Genomic DNA, 18617 nt, shown 5'->3' on the forward strand with positions numbered 1-18617 from the left:
AGCTGGATTTTTGCAATACTCAAATAAGCATGTAGGAGTGTGGAGCATGATGACCAAGAAATTCAGGGGCGCTGTAATTGGATATGGAGGCGCTTTCAATATGGGCAGGGTGCATGCAGAACAGATGACGCGGTTCGGCATCGAGTTTACAGCAGCCTGCGACCTGGACCCTGCCCGGATGGAACAGGCGAAGTTGGATTTTCCGCATATCCGTACATACACGCGGGTGGAGGAACTGCTGGAGCAGCAGGATATCGATCTGGTTACGGTCATTACTCCCCACAATACGCATGCCCCCCTGGCAGAGCAGATTCTGGGCAGCGGCAAGCACTGCATCCTTGAGAAACCGATGTGCATCCATGCCGTGGATGCGGACCGGCTGGTCAAACTGGCGCAGAGCAGAAACCTCATGCTGTCCGTATATCATAATCGGCGTTGGGACGGCTGGTATTTAACGTTGAAGGAACTGCTGGAGAAAGACATACTGGGGGAACTCTTCCATGTTGAAATGTTTATCGGCGGCTTTAGAAAGCCGCAGGATTGGTGGCGTTCGGACAAAGACATCTCCGGCGGGGCCTTCTATGATTGGGGCGCTCACTATCTCGATTACCTGCTCGGCGTTATACCCGGAAGAGTGAAAACCGTCAAAGGATTTATCCAAAACCGTCTATGGCACGAGTTCAGTAATGAGGATCATATGGACAGCATTATTTCCTTCGATAACGGGACGATGGCGCATATTCAAGTTTCGAGCATCGCCCACGCAGGCAAACCTCAGTTTCGTTTCCTCGGGACGAAGGGGGCTATTGTCGATGAGAATATCAGAGACGGGGAGCTTATGCTCTATACCGAGCTGAAGGGGATTAAAGTGGAAACCAAGGTGAAATGCCAGGAGAACAGACAGGAATATTATTATCACAATATCGCCGACCATCTGATGAACGGCGCCGAGCTGATCGTAAAACCGGAGGAAGCGCGGCGGCTCATCGCAATTATTGAGACAACGGAAAAAGCGGCTCTGACCGGCAAAGAATTGACGGTTCCTTACGAAGAGGAATTATTAGTGGGGAAATGAACGATGAAACCGGAATACGGAGGGATAACGGAATGACTGACTTTTTGATACCCGATACCCTAATGCTTGAAGACAGGGCGGCCCATGCGATTAACGCGATGGTGGGAATGGCTGATAAGGAGTACGGCTACATTCCGTTCTTTAATGCTGATTTGCTGCACAAGCCGGCTTTTATGACCCATGGGACTTGGGATTACGGTTCCTCTCACGGCAGAATGATCGATGGACTCATCCTTGCCAGACATATGTCCGGAGAGACATACGGAGCGGATGTGGAAGAACACTATCGGGCTAATCTGCTTTCCTTCTTCAAGGAAGACGGCATGAGCTACCGGCAGGAGAATCCCCATCTGGATAGTGAGCCGAATGCGAATTTGATCGACCAGCGTGCGGTGATTCTTTCTCTTACGACCTGGTACATGGAAAGCGGCGATCCGAAAGTGAAAGCGGCGGCGGACCGCCATGTTGCGGCACTGAAACGGCTTGCGGTCAAAGAACGCGACGTCTGGTATTATCCGGCATCCGAATATAAAGAAACAGGCTGGCCGTCTGCCAATGCCATAAAGCTCCGGCTGGCACCGGATCCGGCGGCGTTCTGCGGCAGGCTGGTTATGCCGCTGCTGAAATATTACGAGCTGACTGGCAGCCGGGATGCATTCGAATTATGTCAATTTTTTACCGCCCTGATCATGGAGAGAAGCGGTGTCTTCCAGCAGGATGGCAGCTTCAACGATTCGCTTGCCTATCGCAGCGGACATTTTCATACCCGTATCGGAACGCTTGATGCTATCGCGCGATTCGGTGCCTCTACGGGCAATGCGGCCATGATCGGCTGGGTAAAGAAAAGCTATGATTGGGCGCTGACGAAATGTACGAACTTCGGATGGACGCCGGGCGACCTTCATGAGCAGGCTTACGAGCATGAAACCTGCTCACTGGTAGATCTGATCGCTACAGGCATAACCCTTGCCAAGAGCGGATATGTCGAATACTGGGGAACCGTGGAACGCTTTTTGCGGAATCATCTGGCGGAATCGCAGCTGCTCGATCTCGATTGGGTGGAAGAGACGACAGACACCTCAATGGATGTCCACGCCAAAAAAACGTTCTATAAGGTGGCCGAACGCACGCGCGGATCATTCGCGGGTTATTCAGCTCCAAACGATTTCATATGCGATGTTAATGAGGGAAGAGGCCATACAAGCGACCTGCAGCTCTGTTGTCTCGGGTCGGGTACGCGCGGTTTGTTCATGGGCTGGAGCAGCACCGTCACCGAGATGAACGGCACAGTCAGCATAAACTTCCTCTTGAACCGGGGGTCCAAATGGCTGGATGTCAGCAGCTATTTGCCCCATGAAGGCAAGGTCGTGCTTCATATCCGCTTGGATATTCCCCGTCTGTTGATCCGGATTCCGGAGTGGGCGGGATTTACCAAAATCCGCTTCGTTCGTGAATCCAACGGAGCAGTCGCGGAAGGAAAGGGCAGCGAGGAGAGCCGATGGGTCAACAAGCATTTCCTCGTGCTCGGCGAAGCTGCCGCGGGGGAGAAAATCACAGTGACATTTCCGCTCAGCTTCCGTAAGACGTTAGAGAATGCAGTCGGACAGACGTTCGAGACGGATTGGCGGGGGGACGATGTCGTAGGCATTACGCCAAAGGGCAGAATTAAACCTTTATACAGCAACCGGAAGGTGTATGACGAGGCGCCGATGCGGAAAGGCGAATACCGCAGGCTGGAGAACGAATGGGTATGGTAGCGATGGCGGACGAAGGAAAGGATGTAAGTCCATGAATAATCAGATTGGAATCGGCCTGCAGATGTACACGTTGAGGGAAGAGCTGAACCGGGATTTCCGGGGAACGCTGCGGAAGGTGGCGGAAATCGGGTATGAAGGAGTGGAATTTGCGGGTTACGGTCAATTGGAGGCGGGTGAATTAAAAAGTTTGCTCGATGAACTGAAACTGAAGGCAATTGGCAGTCATGTCAGTCTGCCGTCGATTCGAAGCCGCCTGGCAGAGGAAGTTGCCTTTGTTAAAGCGATTGGCGGTGAGTACATGATTTGTCCGTCCATTCCTATGGAAATGAGGCACAGCGCCGCGCCATGGAAAAACTTGTTCAACGAGTTGGAGGAAGCCGGCCGGCTTGTCCGGGAGGCCGGTCTGACTTTCGGGTACCATAACCATGCCTTCGAGTTCGAGTTCGAGGTAGAAGGCCGCTTCGTCTTCGATGCGTTGCTTGGGACGACATCTCCTGAGCATGTAGTCGCGGAAATGGATGCCTGCTGGGTGCATGTCGGGGGACAGGATCCCATCGCTTATCTTCATCAATATGGGGGCCGGATTCCACTCATTCATTTGAAGGATTACGGCCCGGTTGAGGCGGGCGGGAAGGATACAGTGGAGCTGGGAAAAGGAGAGCAGGATTTGCATGCCATTATTCAGGCTGCTTCCGCAGCGGGTGTGCAGTGGCTGATCGTCGAACAGGACCGCTGCCAGAATGCGCCGCTTCAAAGTGTGTCGGACAGTTATTCGTGGCTTAGGCAAGTATTAGGGGAATAATCGGCACATAGTCAGGGAATTTATCGATGTGGTCGTATAAACTTCGATTGAAAGCGTTACCAATCACCCTAGATATGCAATATTGAAGGGGGAGATAACTGGAATGAGTTTGCAAAATAATGAATTCATCTATGAAAAGTTGAAAGTGGAAAATAAAGCAAGGGCAGCAGGGGGGACTTTCTTTCAGAAGCTGATTAAGAACAAAGTGCTTCTCTTGATGCTGGCGCCGGCCGTTCTTCACGTACTCATCTTTGCTTATCTGCCCATGTTCGGAGTGATTCTTGCCTTTAAGCGCTTTCAGTACCAGTCGGGCATACTTGGCAGCCCTTGGGTCGGATTGGATAACTTTCGATTCTTTTTCGCTTCGGGCGACGCATTTATGGTAACCAGGAACACCTTGCTTTACAATCTGGCTTTTATAATCTTCATTCCCATGATCCAGATCCTGCTTGCGATTATGTTGAGCGAAGCCAGCAAGTTATTTTTTAAAAAGATTGCACAATCGGCGATGTTTTTACCCTTTTTCATCTCTTGGGTTATTGTCGGATCCATTGCCTATAATCTGTTCAATTACGAATATGGTCTGTTTAACCATGCATTGACCGCGCTCGGATTTGATCCCCTTAACGTGTATTCCCACACAGGGGCGTGGAAATATATTCTGTTCGCCTTTAAATTATGGAAAGAATTGGGTTACGGCATGGTAATCTATTTGGCGGCGATCATCAGTATTGACAGTGAAATGTACGATGCCGCGAAAATCGATGGTGCCAACATCTTTCAAAGAATCAGCTATATCACCTTGCCGAGCATCTTTCCGGTGATTGTGCTGCTGTTCCTCCTGTCGGTCGGGCAAATCTTCAGAGGAGATTTCGGTTTGTTCTTTCAACTCATTGGAAACAACGGGAACCTGTACCAGCAAACGGATATTATTGATACTTTCGTATTCAGGGCGCTGCTGAATTCCTCGGATATCGGCATGGCCGCCGCAGCCGGCTTTTATCAATCGATCATGTGCTTTTTCACCATATTGTTAATCAACTATCTCGTGAAGAGAATGAACAAAGACTATGCGTTGTTTTAAAACAAGAAGGTGGCGGCCGGTTTGCATGGGAAAGGAGATATCAGCGTGATCAGCAAACGAACGATTGACGAGAAGATTTTCCTGTTCCTTAGTTATCCCGTTATTGCGTTTTTCGCAATAATATGTCTAATCCCTTTCGTGATGATTATTTCCTCCTCTTTTACGAGCGAGGAGTATATCCTCAGAAACGGATACAGCTTGATCCCCAAAGAATTCAATGTAGAAGGATACCGGCTTATCTTCATGAGTCCCGGAACGATAGTCCGTTCCTATATGGTCACCATTTGCGTTACGGTTGTCGGCACCGCCCTGGGCGTGTTCATCAGCACCATGACGGGATATGTGCTGCAGCGGCCGGATTTCTCATGGCGCAACCGCTTCTCGTTCCTGCTGTTTTTCACCACCCTGTTCAACGGAGGACTGGTTCCGTGGTACATCCTGATCACCCAGTATTTGCACATGAAAGACACCATATGGGCGCTCATCGTCCCAAGCTGCATCTCTGTCTGGAACATCCTGCTCGCCAAAGGCTTTATTCGCAGTATTCCGTATGCGATTACAGAATCGGCAAAAATTGACGGAGCAGGGGATTTTAAAATTTTCATCTCCCTGATCTTCCCCTTGTCCAAACCGGTTGTTGCCACCATTGGACTGTTCACCGCTCTGATGTATTGGAACGACTGGTTCCATGCCATGCTGTTCATTACCGATAAACAGTTGTTCCCGCTGCAATACTTTCTATACAGGCTTCTGGGCAATATCCAGGAAATGAGAAAGGTCATGGAGGAATCAGGGATTTATATTCCGTCTTTCCCGGTCGAATCAATGAAAATGGCGTTAACGATTGTCGTCACAGGCCCTATTATTTTTCTTTATCCTTTTGTTCAGAAATATTTCGTGAAAGGTCTTACCATCGGTTCGGTCAAGGGGTAAAGCCGGATCAGGCTGCGCCGGTTCAAATATCGTTTCTCAATCAGATTAGAGGAGGGATAAAACAATGAAAAGCTTCAAGGGGAAATCCAGTCTCATTCCCGCATTTTTAATGCTTGCACTCGTATTGGCCGGATGCAGCGGCAATGCGGAGACGCCAGCCAACACGGCAATTTCAACCAGCTCCCAGGCAAACAACACCGGCAGTGAAGGGAAAGCCGATCTTTCTGAGCATGTGACATTAAAAATGGTCATGCTCGGTGACGCAGATCCGGATATGCAGCTTGTAGATGATGAAATTAACAAGCTGCTCGAACGGGATTTGAACGCGTCCATTGAAGTGGAGATCATCTCTCTAAGCGATTACCAGCAGCGGTATCCGTTGATTTTCGCTACGGGGGAACCGGTTGATCTCATCTATACCGGAGATTGGGCTTTGTATGATCAGGAGGCTTCGAAAGGTGCCTTTGCGGAAGTGACGGAAGACATCCTGAAAACCTACATGCCGATGACTTGGGAAGCACAGGACCCGGCATCCTTCGACCAGGCAAAAATCGACGGTAAGGCTTATTTTGTGCCTATTAGCTTAACGCCGTTCCCGAGTGCCCAGGGGGTGCTGATCCGCGGCGATCTGAGAGAGAAGTACAATCTTCCGGAAATCAAAACGGTCGAGGATCTGGAAGCCTATTACAATGCTGTGGCTGAGAATGAAGATGGCATTTTTGCGTATGCAGCTTCGCAAAATAACGATCAGATCAAAGGCCTGCTGCTGGATACGATGAATGAACTTGTTTCTTCGGCAAATACCGAGTTCTTCCATGTTTACAAAGGCGCGGGTCCCGATGATGTCAGCGCTGACGATCTGCAGTTAAAATACGATTCCACGTATTATGAAGACTATGTAAAAAAAATGAAAGAGTGGGCGGATAAGGGCTTCTGGTCCAAAACCGCTGTCTCCAACTCGACCTCGCCACGGGATGCGTTTGAAAACGGCACGTCCGCTTCGCTGGTCTGGAATATCGGAACTCTTGCCGTAACACAGCAAACGGTAGAAAAGAAGAATCCGGAATGGAAACCGGAAATTTACGACATTACGACGGGCAAAACATTGATGCTGGCAAAATACACCTCTGACGGAATGGCGGTCCCGGCGCAATCCAAGCAGCAGGAAAGAGCTTTTATGGCACTGGATAAATTTAAATATGATGAGGAATATAACAATCTGTTCCGTCTGGGTATTAAGGGTAAACACTGGAATCCCGTAGGAGTCGATCAATGGGAGCCAGGCCCGGATCAGGAGAAATACCGTTTCGGCAGCAGCGGCACCTGGGGGTTGAAAGGGGCGCATGAGCGTACTGCGGTCACTCAACCGCCTATTGTAAAAGTGATTTCCGATGAAAGAAAAACTAGAGCTGCCCAGCCCGTCTTTTTGAATTTGAGACTCGATGACTCGGATATTACCAATGAAATGGCGACAGTCAGCAACGTGAAAATTAAATATGCTCCTCTTCTGGAGCTTGGTTTGGTCAAAGATGTCGATTCATGGCTGGCGGAATTTAGAGCGGAGCTTAAAAAGGCCGGCCTGGAAAAGATTAGCGAAGCCATAAAATCACAGTTTTCTGAATATTTGGATACCTTGAACCAAAAGTAAGATTTGCCCAGGGGCGTAGGATGCCCCGTTCCCCTTCCCGACAAGAACGGTTCGGGGGCTGCTGGAACAATAATTTTTGAAGGGAGCGGGCCATGTTAACAGAGCAGGAAATCAAGAAATATAAAGAAGAAGGCATTCTCGTCTTGAAGGGTGTAGTCCCTCGGCAGAAAATACAGGCCTATCGGGAAGCCTACGAGCGGATGCGGGAGAAAGTGCTGGCACATCCTGACAAGAAGAGGGTGTATGGAGCGCGCATAATCGGTGATAAAACGGGAATTCCAACTCATGCGCCCGAGGATGATCGTAAAATCGAGTGCTGGGGGGCCGATTTTCTTCTGCATCCTGCTCTCTATGAGCCTGAATTTACCGATTACTTACAAAACAAGAGACTGATATCATCGCTGAGAGACCTGCTTGGCCCTGATATTGGCATCTACGGACTGAAAGCCATATGGTCCCCTGTGAATGCATCCTATGATCTTACCTGGCATCGTGACGGAAAGAAGGAAGTGTATTCGAAAGACGGTATTCCGCCAGGCTGGCTTCAGTTTATGACCGCGCTTTATCCGGAGGAAAGCTTCCGCGTCGTGAGAGGCTCGCATTTGCGGCCGTTGACCGAAGAAGAAGACCTCAAGTGCGGAACGGTGGAAAAAGTCAGCAATGAGGAAATCTGCGCTTTGGAGCCAGGAGACGCTTTATTCATGCACCAGGCCGTATTTCACCGGGGGAGGGCGGATGCTTCCACCAGGCGGCGGGCGTTCCAGTATATCCTGGCCAGGGCAGATTTTCCGGTAGGACGGAGGCGGCTTGAACAGTTTAAAGGCTGGTATGGGGAATTGAAGCTGGATGAGAAGCTGGATTCTACGGCTAAACCGCTTTTTGACCGCTTTTTTTCCTGGGAAGGCAGAGCTTTTGACGATGCGGAGTATGGCACCAAATATGAAGATTAGGTTGAAAAAATACGATCTAAAAAGGAGATAACCATGCTTACTGAAGAACAAAAACAGAGGTACTATGAAGACGGCGTCCTTGTCCTGAAGGGCCTGATTGCACCGGAAAAGCTGCAGGAATACCGTGATGCCTATGAGCGCATGGTGGAAAAGGTCCGCGCTTACCCAGGAAAGGAGAAATACAACGCACGGATAATCGGGGCCAAATCGAAGAACAAGATAGAAACGAAATCAGCGGCTACGGTCGCTCAAGGCAATACCGAACAGGAGTATTGGGGTGCCGATTGGCTCCTGCATCCCGATCTGTATGAGCCTGCCTTTACCGACTATTTGGAGAACGAAGAGCTGATAAGCTCGTTGAAAAGCCTGCTTGGTTCCGATATCGGCATATATGGACTGAAAGCTCTGTGGTCGCCGGTTAATGTGAATTACGATCTGGCCTGGCATCGGGACGGGAAGCAGGAGGTTTATTCCACGGACGGCGGCATACCGCCGGGCTGGCTCCAATTTAATACGGCGCTTTACCGGGAAGAGAGCTTCCGGGTCGTCAAGGGCTCCCACAGGAGGCCGTTGACCGATGAAGAGAACGCCAAATACGGCACGGTTGAAGAGGTGGCGGGCGAAGAGGTTTGCGTACTGGAAGCGGGGGAAGTCCTGTTCATGCATCAGGCGGTGCTGCATCGCGGCAAGGCCCAGGCTGAGATGAATGGCGGATCCAAGCGGAGGGCGTTTCATTATATTCTGGCCCGGACGGATTTCGCCGTAGGCAGGCGGCGGCTTGAACAGTTCAAAGGCTGGTACGAGGAGCTAGGGCTTGCGGGCAAGCTGGGCCCTACGGCAAAACCGCTGTTCGAAAATTTCTTTGCCTGGGAAGGCAGAGCCTTCGACGACGCTTCGTATCCTTATCCGGAATTTAAAAAAGAGGATTATTAAACGGCAGGCCTGTTGATGATCTTGAAGGGAGACTGATGGTCATGTTAACGGAGGAAGAGATTGAGAGGTATAAAGAAGATGGAATTCTTGTCCTGAAGGGCATAGTCCCGCCGGAGAAGCTGCCGGAATACCGAAACGCCTACGAGCGCATGGTAGAGAAGGTTCAAGGCGACCCCGACAGGCGGAAAAAGTACGGCGCACGCTTTATCGGAAAAACGAACAACCATTCGCATGAACTCGATGAAGCGAGCAAAGCTGAATGCTGGGGAGCCGATTTTCTGCTGCATCCGGAACTGTATGAGCCTGTCTTTACCGACTATTTGGAGAATGAGAGATTGATAAATTCCGTAAAAAGCTTGCTTGGTCCCGATATTGGCCTCTATGGTCTCAAAGCGATATGGTCGCCTGCCAGCGTGACGTATGATTTGCGATGGCATCGGGACGGGAGGCAGGACGTTTACTCTACGGACGGCGGTATTCCACCGGGCTGGCTCCAATTCAATACGGCGCTGTACCGGGAAGAAAGTTTCCGGGTGGTCAGAGGCTCCCACAGGAGACCCTTGACCGATGAAGAGAATGCCAGGTACGGAACAGTTGAAGAGGTCGCAGGCGAGGAGGTTTGCGCACTAGAGGCGGGAGATGTTATGTTCATGCACCAAGCGGTCCTTCACCGGGGACGGGCGGATGCATCCTCCAGGCGGAGGGCGCTTCATTATATTCTGGCCCGGACGGATTTCAGCGTGGGCAGAAGACGGCTTGAGCAATTTGAAGGCTGGTATGAAAACCTGGGATTAGAGGAGAAGCTGGGCCCATCGTCCAAACTGCTGTTCGAAAACTTCTTCTCATGGAAAGACAAAGCCTTTGATGATATCGAATATGATTCAAAATATGAAGAGAAATAGTAAGCTCATTTAAGTTTATCCCACAGAACGGGGCTTTTCCCGGCAGGCGAATGACAGGAATCGGATCCGGGAGCGGGTCCGATTCCCGTCTGTCCAAAAGATATGCCGATGCCGGAAGGCACCCGGATAAGGAATTTGCCAAAACGCGATTTCCAGAAATTGTTCAATTCGCGATCCGGTTGAAATTGAATCCAGGGAGGTCCTTTGATGAAAACCGTAGCTGCCATATATACCGGGCAAGGGCTGGCCGAGCCGCTAAAGGCACTGTTCCAGGAAATGCTGCCTGGTGTCCGGCTCGTTAATATTATCGATGACAGTCTGATCGGCGATGTTGTGCGCGCCGGGGGCATTCCGCCTTCGGTCGCGCGCCGGCTGGTGCAGTATTACCACAATGGCGAAGAAATGGGAGCCGATGTGATCCTGAATACCTGCTCGTCTGTCGGCGAGGTCGCGGATGCCGCACGCCGGATGATTGGGATACCGATCGTTAAGATTGACGAAGCGATGGCAGCGAAGGCTGCCGACGAATATGACCGGATCGCCGTACTGGCCACACTGCCGTCGACGCTGGAACCAACGATGCTGCTGCTCCGCAAGCAGGCAGAGCTCCTTGGCCGGCAAATCACACTGGTCAGCGGACTGGCGGAAGGAGCATTTGATGCGCTTGTGGAAGGAAAGCACGAGGGACATGACCGAATTTTAGAGGAAAACGCGAGGCGCATTGCAGACCAGGCGGACGTTATCGTGCTGGCACAAGGCTCGATGGCTCGCATGGAGAAGACACTTAGGGAAGCAACCGGCAAACCGGTATTTTCGTCCCCTCGATTCGGTATTGAGCAGGTCAAGGCGGTACTGGAGGGGATACAATGAACGGTGAACGCGTAATCGCAGTTTATCTGGCAGAAACGCCCTTTTCGCTGGAACAGGCTGCAGACGCGATAGCTGGCGAACAGTCGACAGGCACGTTTACGGCGGTTCCGGGCGAAACCGCTGAACTCAAAGAAAAACACGCGGCAGTCGTCGAATTTATCGAGCCTCTTGAGGAAGTGGACGCTCCGTCACTGCCCGGCGCCAGAGTATCAGCGCAGCATGACGGGAAATATCGGCGCGGCCGCATTGCAGTATCCTTTCCGATGCATAATTTTGGTCCATCGATACCGAATCTCTTAAGCGCAGTCGCCGGAAATCTGTATGAAATGCGCGAGCTGTCAGGGCTGAGGCTGATCGATCTTGAGCTGCCCGAAGCCTTTGCTGCCCGGTATCCCGGGCCGAAATTCGGAATCGAGGGAACGCGGAGGCTGACGGGTGCCTATGACCGTCCGATTCTGGGCACGATCGTCAAGCCGAGCATCGGCCTCAGGCCGGATGAATTGTCCGTACTTGTGGAAAAGCTGGCATGTGCCGGCCTGGACTTTATCAAGGATGACGAATTGAATGCCAACCCCCCCTTCGCGCCGATCACGCAGAAGGTCAAGGCGGTTATGGCGGCGGTTGACAGAACAGCGGACGCTACAGGGCGGAAACTGATGTATGCCTTCAATATTACGGGCGATATCGACGAAATGCGCCGCAACCATGATCTGGTGGTTGCAGCCGGCGGCACCGCTGTCATGGTCAGTATTCTGAGCATCGGACTGACGGGGCTTGCCGAACTTAACCGGTACAGCGAGGTGCCCATTCACGGACACCGCAATCAATGGGGCATGCTGACCCGCAGCCCGATGCTTGGCATCGAATTCACGGCCTGGCAGAAGCTGTGCAGACTGGCCGGGGCTGATCATCTTCATGTCAACGGTCTTAATAGTAAATTTTATGAAAGTAATGAGTCGGTGACACGTTCGATCCGCGCCTGCATGGCCCCGCTGCTCGGCGGTTATGAGACGATGCCCGTTATCTCCTCCATGCAGTGGGCGGGAACGGCCCCTGCAACTTATGAAGCCGCCGGCACTCTTGATGTCATGCATCTGGCAGGCGGCGGCATACTGGCGCATCCGGACGGTCCGGCGGCCGGCTTCGAGAGTATGAAGCTCGGCTGGGAAGCGGCTGTTCAGGGCATTCCGCTTGAACAGTATGCTGAACGCCACTCCGCCTTGAAACGGGCAATTGAAAAGTACGGGGGGAAGGAATAGCCGTGGATGAAAATATAAAGCCTGCGAAAGCATTCAGGCGGCCCAGGCCGCTCTGCTACTACGGCGATGACTTCACCGGCTCCACCGATGTATTGGAAGCGCTTTTCAGAGCAGGTCTTCGCGCAGTGCTGTTTCTTGATACGCCGTCCCCTGAAGAATTGGAGGAGCGCTTCGCGGAGGTGGACTGTTTTGGAATCGCGGGCATCGGCCGCTCACTGCCGCCTGAAGTGATGGAGCGGGAGCTGCGGCCTATCTTCGAGGTACTGCGCTCAGCCGGAGCAGCGGTCGTGCATTATAAAATCTGCTCAACCTTTGATTCCTCGCCGGGTATCGGAAGCATTGGCCGTGTGGCGGAAGTGGGCCGCAGCGTATTTGGCGGACGATATATTCCCTTGATCGCGGGCGTGCCGTATTTGCGCCGATTCACGATCTTTGGCCACCATTTTGCGGCAGGAGGCATGGATATTTACCGGCTGGACCGCCATCCGACGATGTCCCGCCATCCGGCAACGCCCATGGAGGAGTCGGATCTGCTTCTGCATCTGCAAAAACAAACGGATATGCCGACAGCGCTGATGGATATCGTGTCTTTGGATGGAGATCTGGATGAGGCCAGGAGCCGGCTGGAGGAATTGATTCGGAATGAACAGCCGGACCTGGTGCTGTTCGACGTACTGGACGATAAACGGCTGGAAACGGCGGGACGTCTGATCTGGGAAGAAGCCGGGCGTACGGACGGTCTCTTCGTCATCGGTTCGTCAGGGGTGGAATATGCATTGGCGGCCTGTCTGCCTGGTCCCGCTGCCGGCATGCCTGCTGGAGAGAAGCCGGGAAGCGTGGAGCGGCTGCTGGCTGTATCCGGCAGCTGTTCACCGGTGACAGAGTCTCAAATCCGTTGGGCGATGGACAACGGATTCGAAGGAATCCGCGTTCCCATCCATGAATGGATAGAGGGCGGAGAGACCGCTAATCAGGCGAGGGCAAAGCTGCTGAGCGAAGCGCGCGCGGTCATCGGAGCCGGGCGGAGCCTGATTCTCTATTCCGCTATTGGACCTGGAGACGGCAATATCCAGGAGGTTCAGACGGCACTCCTCACGAACGGACAGGGGATTCAGGACAGCAGCTTTGTTCTGGGCAGGGAAATGGGCCGGCTGGTAAGAATGCTGGTTGCGGATTTCGAGCTGACGCGCGTACTGATTGCGGGAGGCGATACTTCAGGCTATGTAACGCGGGAGCTTGGCGGCTACGCGCTGGAATGTATCGACGTGCTGGTGCCTGGATGCCCGCTGTGCCGGATGTTCTCGCATGAGGAAGTTTTGGACGGACTGGAGCTGGTGCTCAAAGGCGGACAGGTCGGAGAAGAAGATTTTTTCGGCAGGGTGCTTCAGGGCAACAGGCAACCATAAGGACAGCTGATTTGCAAAATACTTCCAGAAAGGCTTATTAAAGTCGGCCAAACCTGGAACGGGAGATGAGTAAGATGGGAGTTTATCGGAAAATGACCGTCGTGTTGGTGGGAGCCGGAGGAAAGATGGGCTGCAGAATCACGGACAATCTCCGAAGCAGCGAATACGAAATGAGATTTGTGGAGACAGGATTGATTGGTCTGGAGCAGCTGGCAGCCCGAAGTTTAAGGGCAGTCCCGCAGAATGATGCCGTCAAGGGTGCGGATATGGTCATTCTGGCCGTACCGGATGTCGCGATAAAGAAGGTCTCGCAAGAAATCGTGCCGCTCATGAATTCCGGTGCCATGCTGATTTTACTGGATCCTGCGGCTGCCTATATCGGCCAGCTTCCCGAGCGCGGGGATATAGGTTATTTTGTCGCGCATCCCTGCCATCCTCCGATTTTCAACGATGAGACAGAACCCGAAGCGAAGCGTGATTTTTTTGGCGGCATTGCGGCGAAGCAGGCTGTAGTCTGTACGCTGGTCCAGGGCTCGGAGGAAGATTACGGGAGAGCCGAAGAGCTTGCGAAGCGGATGTATGCTCCGGTTATGCGGTCGCACCGCGTTACGCTGGAGCAAATGGCCATGCTGGAGCCCGCCATGGCAGAAACCATCGGTGCGGCAGCCGCATTAATGCTGCGCGCTGCCATGGATGAAGCCATACGCAGTGGAGTTCCGGAGGAGGCTGCCAAAGATTTTATGCTCGGCCATCTTAACATCCTGCTGGCTGTCGCTTTCGGAATAGCGGGTAATCCCATGTCCGATGCTTGCCTGATCGCTGCGGAATATGGTGAAAAGCGGCTTTTTCAAGAGGGGTGGCAGCGTCTGTTCGAACCTGAGGAAGTCCGGAAGCAGATCAATTTAATGCTTCACCCGTAAGCATGTTGAGGTCAGATGTGAACAGGTGATTCGATAAGGAAGGAAATGATGAATCCGCTGAAGCTTTGATAAAGCTTCCGGCAGCATGAATTTGTCGCGGCTCTGAAGCCAATCGCGGCGACGGACAAGGAAATCCTCAATGGTTTCCATTGCCGCCAAATGTATCTTTTGCCGGCTTTTTCGGTTTTTCTATAGCGTTTTCACCAGCAACAGCGCGCTTTCCCTCCTGGCGGAAGCAAGTGTTCCCTCTGGCGGAAGTGTTTCTTTCGCAAGGGAAGGAAATGATCTATTATTGGACCTAAGGAGGGATCTTTTTGAAAACGCAAGCGGTAAAACAGGTTGCCCATATACCGGTTATCCATACCACCGAATGGGAGAAAGCAAAACGAAGCCTTCGGAGGCACTGGCAGTATTACTTGCTTATAATCACTCCAGTCCTGTATTTCATTCTATTCAAATACATTCCGATGTTCGGCGTCGTGATCGCTTTCAAAGATTACAACGTGGTGAGCGGAATCCTGAATAGTCCGAATGTCGGCTTTAAACATTTCAGGATGTTTTTTGAAAATCCGGCGGCATGGACCCTGATCAAAAATACGCTGCTTCTTAATCTGTATCAGCTGGCGGTATGCTTCCCGCTGCCGGTCATCCTGGCTCTGGCTCTGAATGAGATCCGCAACGGCTGGTTTAAACGAACCGTACAGATGGTGACTTATGCGCCGTATTTCATATCGACGGTTGTAATCGTTTCCATGATCATTCTGGCATTGAATCCAAGGCTTGGAATCGTCAACAACATGCTGGCTGCGCTGGGCTTGGAGCCGATTAATTTCCTTGGGATTCCGACATTCTTTCGGTCAATATTCGTATGGTCGGACGCCTGGCAGACAACCGGGTATTCTGCCATTATCTATCTGGCTGCACTGGCCGGCGTCGACCCGTCTTTGTATGAAGCGGCCAAAGTGGATGGAGCATCGAGAATCCAGAAGATGTGGAACATCGATCTTCCCGGTATTTTGCCTGCAGCGGTGATCATCCTGATCCTCACAGTAGGATCACTTATGGCAGTCGGGTTTGAGAAAGTATTTCTGCTGCAAAATCCGCTTAATCTGAGCCACTCCGAAGTAATGGCTACTTATGTGTACAAGCTGGGTTTATTAAACAACAACTTCAGCTTCGCCACGGCTGTCGGCCTGTTCAATTCGGTCGTCAATCTGACTATGCTTATTGCAGTTAACACAGTGGCCAGACGCGTGTCGGGCAGCGGACTTTGGTAGGGAGGACAGGAGAGGAAGGAAGGAGAGGGGAAAAGCATATGTTTGTCGGCAAATCCAATACGGGAATCAGGGATTCCTTCGGAGACAGGTTGTTTCTGGCGGGGGTTTACATATTTCTCATCGTGGTCCTCGCAGTAATTTTGTATCCGCTTACATTTATCGTAAGCTCATCGTTCAGCGCTCCGGAAGCCGTCTCTTCGGGCAAGGTATGGCTGTGGCCCGTCGATTTTTCCCTGATCGGGTATAAGGTGGTGTTTAACAATCATCAGGTGATGGTTGGGTACGGCAACTCCGCCTTCTACACTTTTTTCGGCACTCTCGTAAGCGTTTTCTTAACCGTTGTGCTTGCCTATCCGCTATCCCGGAGAACCTTCTATGGCCGCACCCTCTTCATGTTCCTGATCATCTTTACCATGATGTTCAGCGGCGGACTTATACCGGAGTATATGGTCGTGAAAGAATTGGGGATGCTCGATACCCGCTGGGCGATGATTATTCCAAAGGCGATAGCCGTATGGCAGGTCATAATTGCCCGTACTTTTTTCCAATCCGCCATTCCGGACGAACTGGTCGAAGCAAGCGAGATGGACGGCTGCGGAGATCTTCGTTTTCTGTGGTCGGTCGTTCTTCCGCTTGCCAAACCGATTCTTGCAATCCTGGTGCTTATGTACGCAATTTCCCAATGGAACGCTTATTTTGACGCCCTGATCTACCTGCGGTCGGAAGAACTGATTCCGCTGCAGCTGGCTCTTCGCAATATTCTTATCCTGAATACGGGAACCATGGGCATGGAGGCGAGTGATGTCCTGGATCGGCAGATGCTTGCCGACCTGATGAAGTATTCGTTGATCGTAATCGCAAGTCTGCCGGTGCTTATCATCTATCCGTTCGTGCAGAAATATTTTGTGAAGGGCATGCTGATTGGTTCGATCAAGGGTTGAAACAGTCCGGTATAGATACAAACAGGCTTGATAACGGGAAGGGCCGTAATATCCAATAAAAAGGAGATGGTATCATTTGAAGAAGACGTCAGTTATTACTTTCGTGCTGCTGATGACCGTTATGCTTGTATTATCGGGTTGCTCCAACGGCAATGGGAACAACGGTGAAGGAGCGGCAACTCCGCCTGCAGAGGGCGCAGAAGAAACCGGAGATAATGCGACGGAAGGGGAAGCGTCCTCGCGGGTCACCATAAAAACGTTCACCGCGCAAGGAACGAATTACAACCTCGACACGAACTGGTTTACGCAGCATGTGGAGCAGAAATTCGGTATCGATTTTGATTTTCAGGTCACGACCTGGGATGCCGGCGCGGCCGTGGAGGAGAGAAAGATCGCACTGGCAAGCGGCGACTATCCCGAGCTCTTCCTAATGATTCCATGGGTGGACAAATTTTCGGCTTCGGAAATGATCCAATATGGAAAACAAGGCATACTGCTTCCGTTGAACAATCTGATCAAGGAGCATGCGCCGAATCTTCAGGCCGTGCTTGACAGCGACCAGAACTTCCGGGCTATCGCGACGTCCCCTGACGGCAATATTTATGCGGTGCCGCAGCTGATTGAATGCTTTCACTGCCAGCACGGGGCAAAGGATTGGATCAACAACGAGTGGCTGAAAAAACTGGGGCTGGAAATGCCGACTACTACAGAAGAATTCAGAGCCGTAATGAAGGCGTTCAAAACTCAGGACCCGAATGGCAACGGTAAAGAGGACGAAATCGGACAGACCGGTCACACGACCGCGTCGATCATTCCGTTTCTGATGAACGCATTCATCTATGATGACAATAACAGCCGTATGCTGGTGAATGGCGGCAAAGTGAGCTATGCGCCGATTCAGCCGGAATGGAGGGAAGGGACGGCCTATCTTGCATCCATTTATAAAGAAGGGTTAATTGACCCCAGCGCATTCACGCAGAATATGGAGGCCTTCGGCCAGCTGGCCAATAATGCGGATGGAATTCTGATGGGCGCCGCTACCGGATTGCCGACCAATCTGGACTACCAGAAACAATACGATGTCATCCCTCCGCTGACAGGTCCAAGCGGCAAGCGGTTCACTACCCTCGGCTCGACGAGCACGGTCGGCGGGACCTTCGCGCTGACGAACAAGGCTAGCGAGGAAGCGAAGATCAAGGCGATCCAACTCCTGGATTATTTATTCACGGAAGAAGGACAGATGCTCGGATATCTCGGCAAAGAAGGAGTCGGCTGGCGGAAGCCGCAGGAAGGGGACATTGCATTGAACAAGGAGGTGGAGCCTTTGTTTTTCCGGATTCCCACAGAGCCGGGGACAGCGTATCCCAACACCGATTGGGCGGCCATCGCCCAGTATTTCCAACCGAGGGAATTTCGCGACAGATGGGTATCGTCCACGGACATCTATTCGGCAGGCGGCTTCGAGCGAAGGCTGCAGGAGGCGACATATCTGTACGAGAATCTGTATCCGGAAGAGATTTTTCCATATTGGGCGATGTGGTATGACCCCGCGGTTGTGGACGAGTTCGCGATGCTGGAAACCAACATCAAAAATTACGTTCAACAGAATTTGCTGCAATTCGTGACCGGCTCGAAAGATATCGATAAAGAATGGGATAGCTACGTAAAAGGGCTTGAGCAGCTGAATCTGAAACGCTATCTGGAGATTCAGCAGCAGGCGTATGACCAATATCTGGCGAAACAATAGAGAGTGAACCATGTATCTTCCGTTTTTTCGCTGCTCTTTTTACGTGCTGCCGGTAAACGCGTGAGCGTTTCCATTATAGATGGAAGATGATCATGAATTTCAGGGGGTAACAG

Annotated in this window: 16 protein-coding genes; all 16 read left to right on the forward strand. The window is 51.8% G+C overall.

From position 1 onward, the window contains the following. Nucleotides 1-46 precede the first annotated feature (46 nt). Entirely contained in the window at nucleotides 47-1075 is a 1029-nt protein-coding gene (locus tag AC0YOA_RS07790) for a Gfo/Idh/MocA family protein (protein WP_475786118.1), read from the forward strand. 32 nt (nucleotides 1076-1107) lie between these two features. Beyond that, nucleotides 1108-2832 carry a glycoside hydrolase family protein gene (locus AC0YOA_RS07795; RefSeq protein ID WP_475786119.1) on the forward strand — a complete coding sequence of 575 codons (1725 nt, stop codon included), beginning with the start codon at nucleotides 1108-1110 and terminating at the stop codon, nucleotides 2830-2832. A gap of 31 nt (nucleotides 2833-2863) precedes the next feature. After that, complete coding sequence (locus AC0YOA_RS07800) at nucleotides 2864-3634, forward strand: sugar phosphate isomerase/epimerase family protein (protein ID WP_475786120.1); 771 nt, start codon at nucleotides 2864-2866, stop codon at nucleotides 3632-3634. 103 nt (nucleotides 3635-3737) lie between these two features. Next, nucleotides 3738-4718, forward strand: coding sequence for an ABC transporter permease (locus tag AC0YOA_RS07805; RefSeq protein ID WP_475786121.1), 981 nt, complete (start codon nucleotides 3738-3740; stop codon nucleotides 4716-4718). 45 nt (nucleotides 4719-4763) lie between these two features. Continuing rightward, nucleotides 4764-5651 (forward strand): carbohydrate ABC transporter permease, encoded by an 888-nt coding sequence (locus AC0YOA_RS07810; RefSeq protein WP_475786122.1) that lies wholly within the window; start codon nucleotides 4764-4766, stop codon nucleotides 5649-5651. 64 nt (nucleotides 5652-5715) lie between these two features. After that, nucleotides 5716-7299: an extracellular solute-binding protein gene (locus AC0YOA_RS07815; RefSeq protein ID WP_475786123.1), complete on the forward strand. Its 1584-nt coding sequence runs from the start codon at nucleotides 5716-5718 to the stop codon at nucleotides 7297-7299. A gap of 92 nt (nucleotides 7300-7391) precedes the next feature. After that, nucleotides 7392-8249, forward strand: coding sequence for a phytanoyl-CoA dioxygenase family protein (locus tag AC0YOA_RS07820; RefSeq protein ID WP_475786124.1), 858 nt, complete (start codon nucleotides 7392-7394; stop codon nucleotides 8247-8249). Nucleotides 8250-8282: 33 nt separating this feature from the next. Continuing rightward, nucleotides 8283-9182, forward strand: a complete 900-nt coding sequence (locus tag AC0YOA_RS07825) for a phytanoyl-CoA dioxygenase family protein (RefSeq protein WP_475786125.1) — start codon at nucleotides 8283-8285, stop codon at nucleotides 9180-9182. Between the two features lie 41 nt (nucleotides 9183-9223). After that, entirely contained in the window at nucleotides 9224-10084 is an 861-nt protein-coding gene (locus AC0YOA_RS07830; RefSeq protein WP_475786126.1) for a phytanoyl-CoA dioxygenase family protein, read from the forward strand. Between the two features lie 207 nt (nucleotides 10085-10291). Beyond that, nucleotides 10292-10954, forward strand: coding sequence for an aspartate/glutamate racemase family protein (locus AC0YOA_RS07835; protein ID WP_475786127.1), 663 nt, complete (start codon nucleotides 10292-10294; stop codon nucleotides 10952-10954). After that, nucleotides 10951-12213: a ribulose-bisphosphate carboxylase large subunit family protein gene (locus AC0YOA_RS07840; protein WP_475786128.1), complete on the forward strand. Its 1263-nt coding sequence runs from the start codon at nucleotides 10951-10953 to the stop codon at nucleotides 12211-12213. The genes AC0YOA_RS07835 and AC0YOA_RS07840 overlap by 4 nt, the downstream gene beginning before the upstream one ends. A 2-nt stretch (nucleotides 12214-12215) precedes the next feature. Then, nucleotides 12216-13619 (forward strand): four-carbon acid sugar kinase family protein, encoded by a 1404-nt coding sequence (locus tag AC0YOA_RS07845; RefSeq protein ID WP_475786129.1) that lies wholly within the window; start codon nucleotides 12216-12218, stop codon nucleotides 13617-13619. Between the two features lie 74 nt (nucleotides 13620-13693). After that, nucleotides 13694-14539, forward strand: coding sequence for a phosphogluconate dehydrogenase C-terminal domain-containing protein (locus AC0YOA_RS07850; RefSeq protein WP_475786130.1), 846 nt, complete (start codon nucleotides 13694-13696; stop codon nucleotides 14537-14539). Nucleotides 14540-14886: 347 nt separating this feature from the next. Beyond that, nucleotides 14887-15816: an ABC transporter permease gene (locus AC0YOA_RS07855; RefSeq protein ID WP_379114114.1), complete on the forward strand. Its 930-nt coding sequence runs from the start codon at nucleotides 14887-14889 to the stop codon at nucleotides 15814-15816. Nucleotides 15817-15854: 38 nt separating this feature from the next. After that, on the forward strand, nucleotides 15855-16757 hold the full coding sequence (locus AC0YOA_RS07860; RefSeq protein WP_475786131.1) for a carbohydrate ABC transporter permease: 903 nt from the start codon (nucleotides 15855-15857) through the stop codon (nucleotides 16755-16757). A 76-nt stretch (nucleotides 16758-16833) separates the two neighbouring features. Next, nucleotides 16834-18504: a type 2 periplasmic-binding domain-containing protein gene (locus AC0YOA_RS07865; protein WP_475786132.1), complete on the forward strand. Its 1671-nt coding sequence runs from the start codon at nucleotides 16834-16836 to the stop codon at nucleotides 18502-18504. The last annotated feature ends 113 nt before the right edge of the window (nucleotides 18505-18617 follow it).

This window comes from Paenibacillus sp. JT22N12 (genome assembly GCF_056269365.1).

Coding starts and splice junctions, on each gene's coding strand:
- AC0YOA_RS07790 (WP_475786118.1), top strand. CDS start 47: ATGATGACCAAGAAATTCAGGGGCGCTGTAATTGGATATGGAGGCGCT.
- AC0YOA_RS07795 (WP_475786119.1), top strand. CDS start 1,108: ATGACTGACTTTTTGATACCCGATACCCTAATGCTTGAAGACAGGGCG.
- AC0YOA_RS07800 (WP_475786120.1), top strand. CDS start 2,864: ATGAATAATCAGATTGGAATCGGCCTGCAGATGTACACGTTGAGGGAA.
- AC0YOA_RS07805 (WP_475786121.1), top strand. CDS start 3,738: ATGAGTTTGCAAAATAATGAATTCATCTATGAAAAGTTGAAAGTGGAA.
- AC0YOA_RS07815 (WP_475786123.1), top strand. CDS start 5,716: ATGAAAAGCTTCAAGGGGAAATCCAGTCTCATTCCCGCATTTTTAATG.
- AC0YOA_RS07820 (WP_475786124.1), top strand. CDS start 7,392: ATGTTAACAGAGCAGGAAATCAAGAAATATAAAGAAGAAGGCATTCTC.
- AC0YOA_RS07825 (WP_475786125.1), top strand. CDS start 8,283: ATGCTTACTGAAGAACAAAAACAGAGGTACTATGAAGACGGCGTCCTT.
- AC0YOA_RS07830 (WP_475786126.1), top strand. CDS start 9,224: ATGTTAACGGAGGAAGAGATTGAGAGGTATAAAGAAGATGGAATTCTT.
- AC0YOA_RS07835 (WP_475786127.1), top strand. CDS start 10,292: ATGAAAACCGTAGCTGCCATATATACCGGGCAAGGGCTGGCCGAGCCG.
- AC0YOA_RS07840 (WP_475786128.1), top strand. CDS start 10,951: ATGAACGGTGAACGCGTAATCGCAGTTTATCTGGCAGAAACGCCCTTT.
- AC0YOA_RS07850 (WP_475786130.1), top strand. CDS start 13,694: ATGGGAGTTTATCGGAAAATGACCGTCGTGTTGGTGGGAGCCGGAGGA.
- AC0YOA_RS07860 (WP_475786131.1), top strand. CDS start 15,855: ATGTTTGTCGGCAAATCCAATACGGGAATCAGGGATTCCTTCGGAGAC.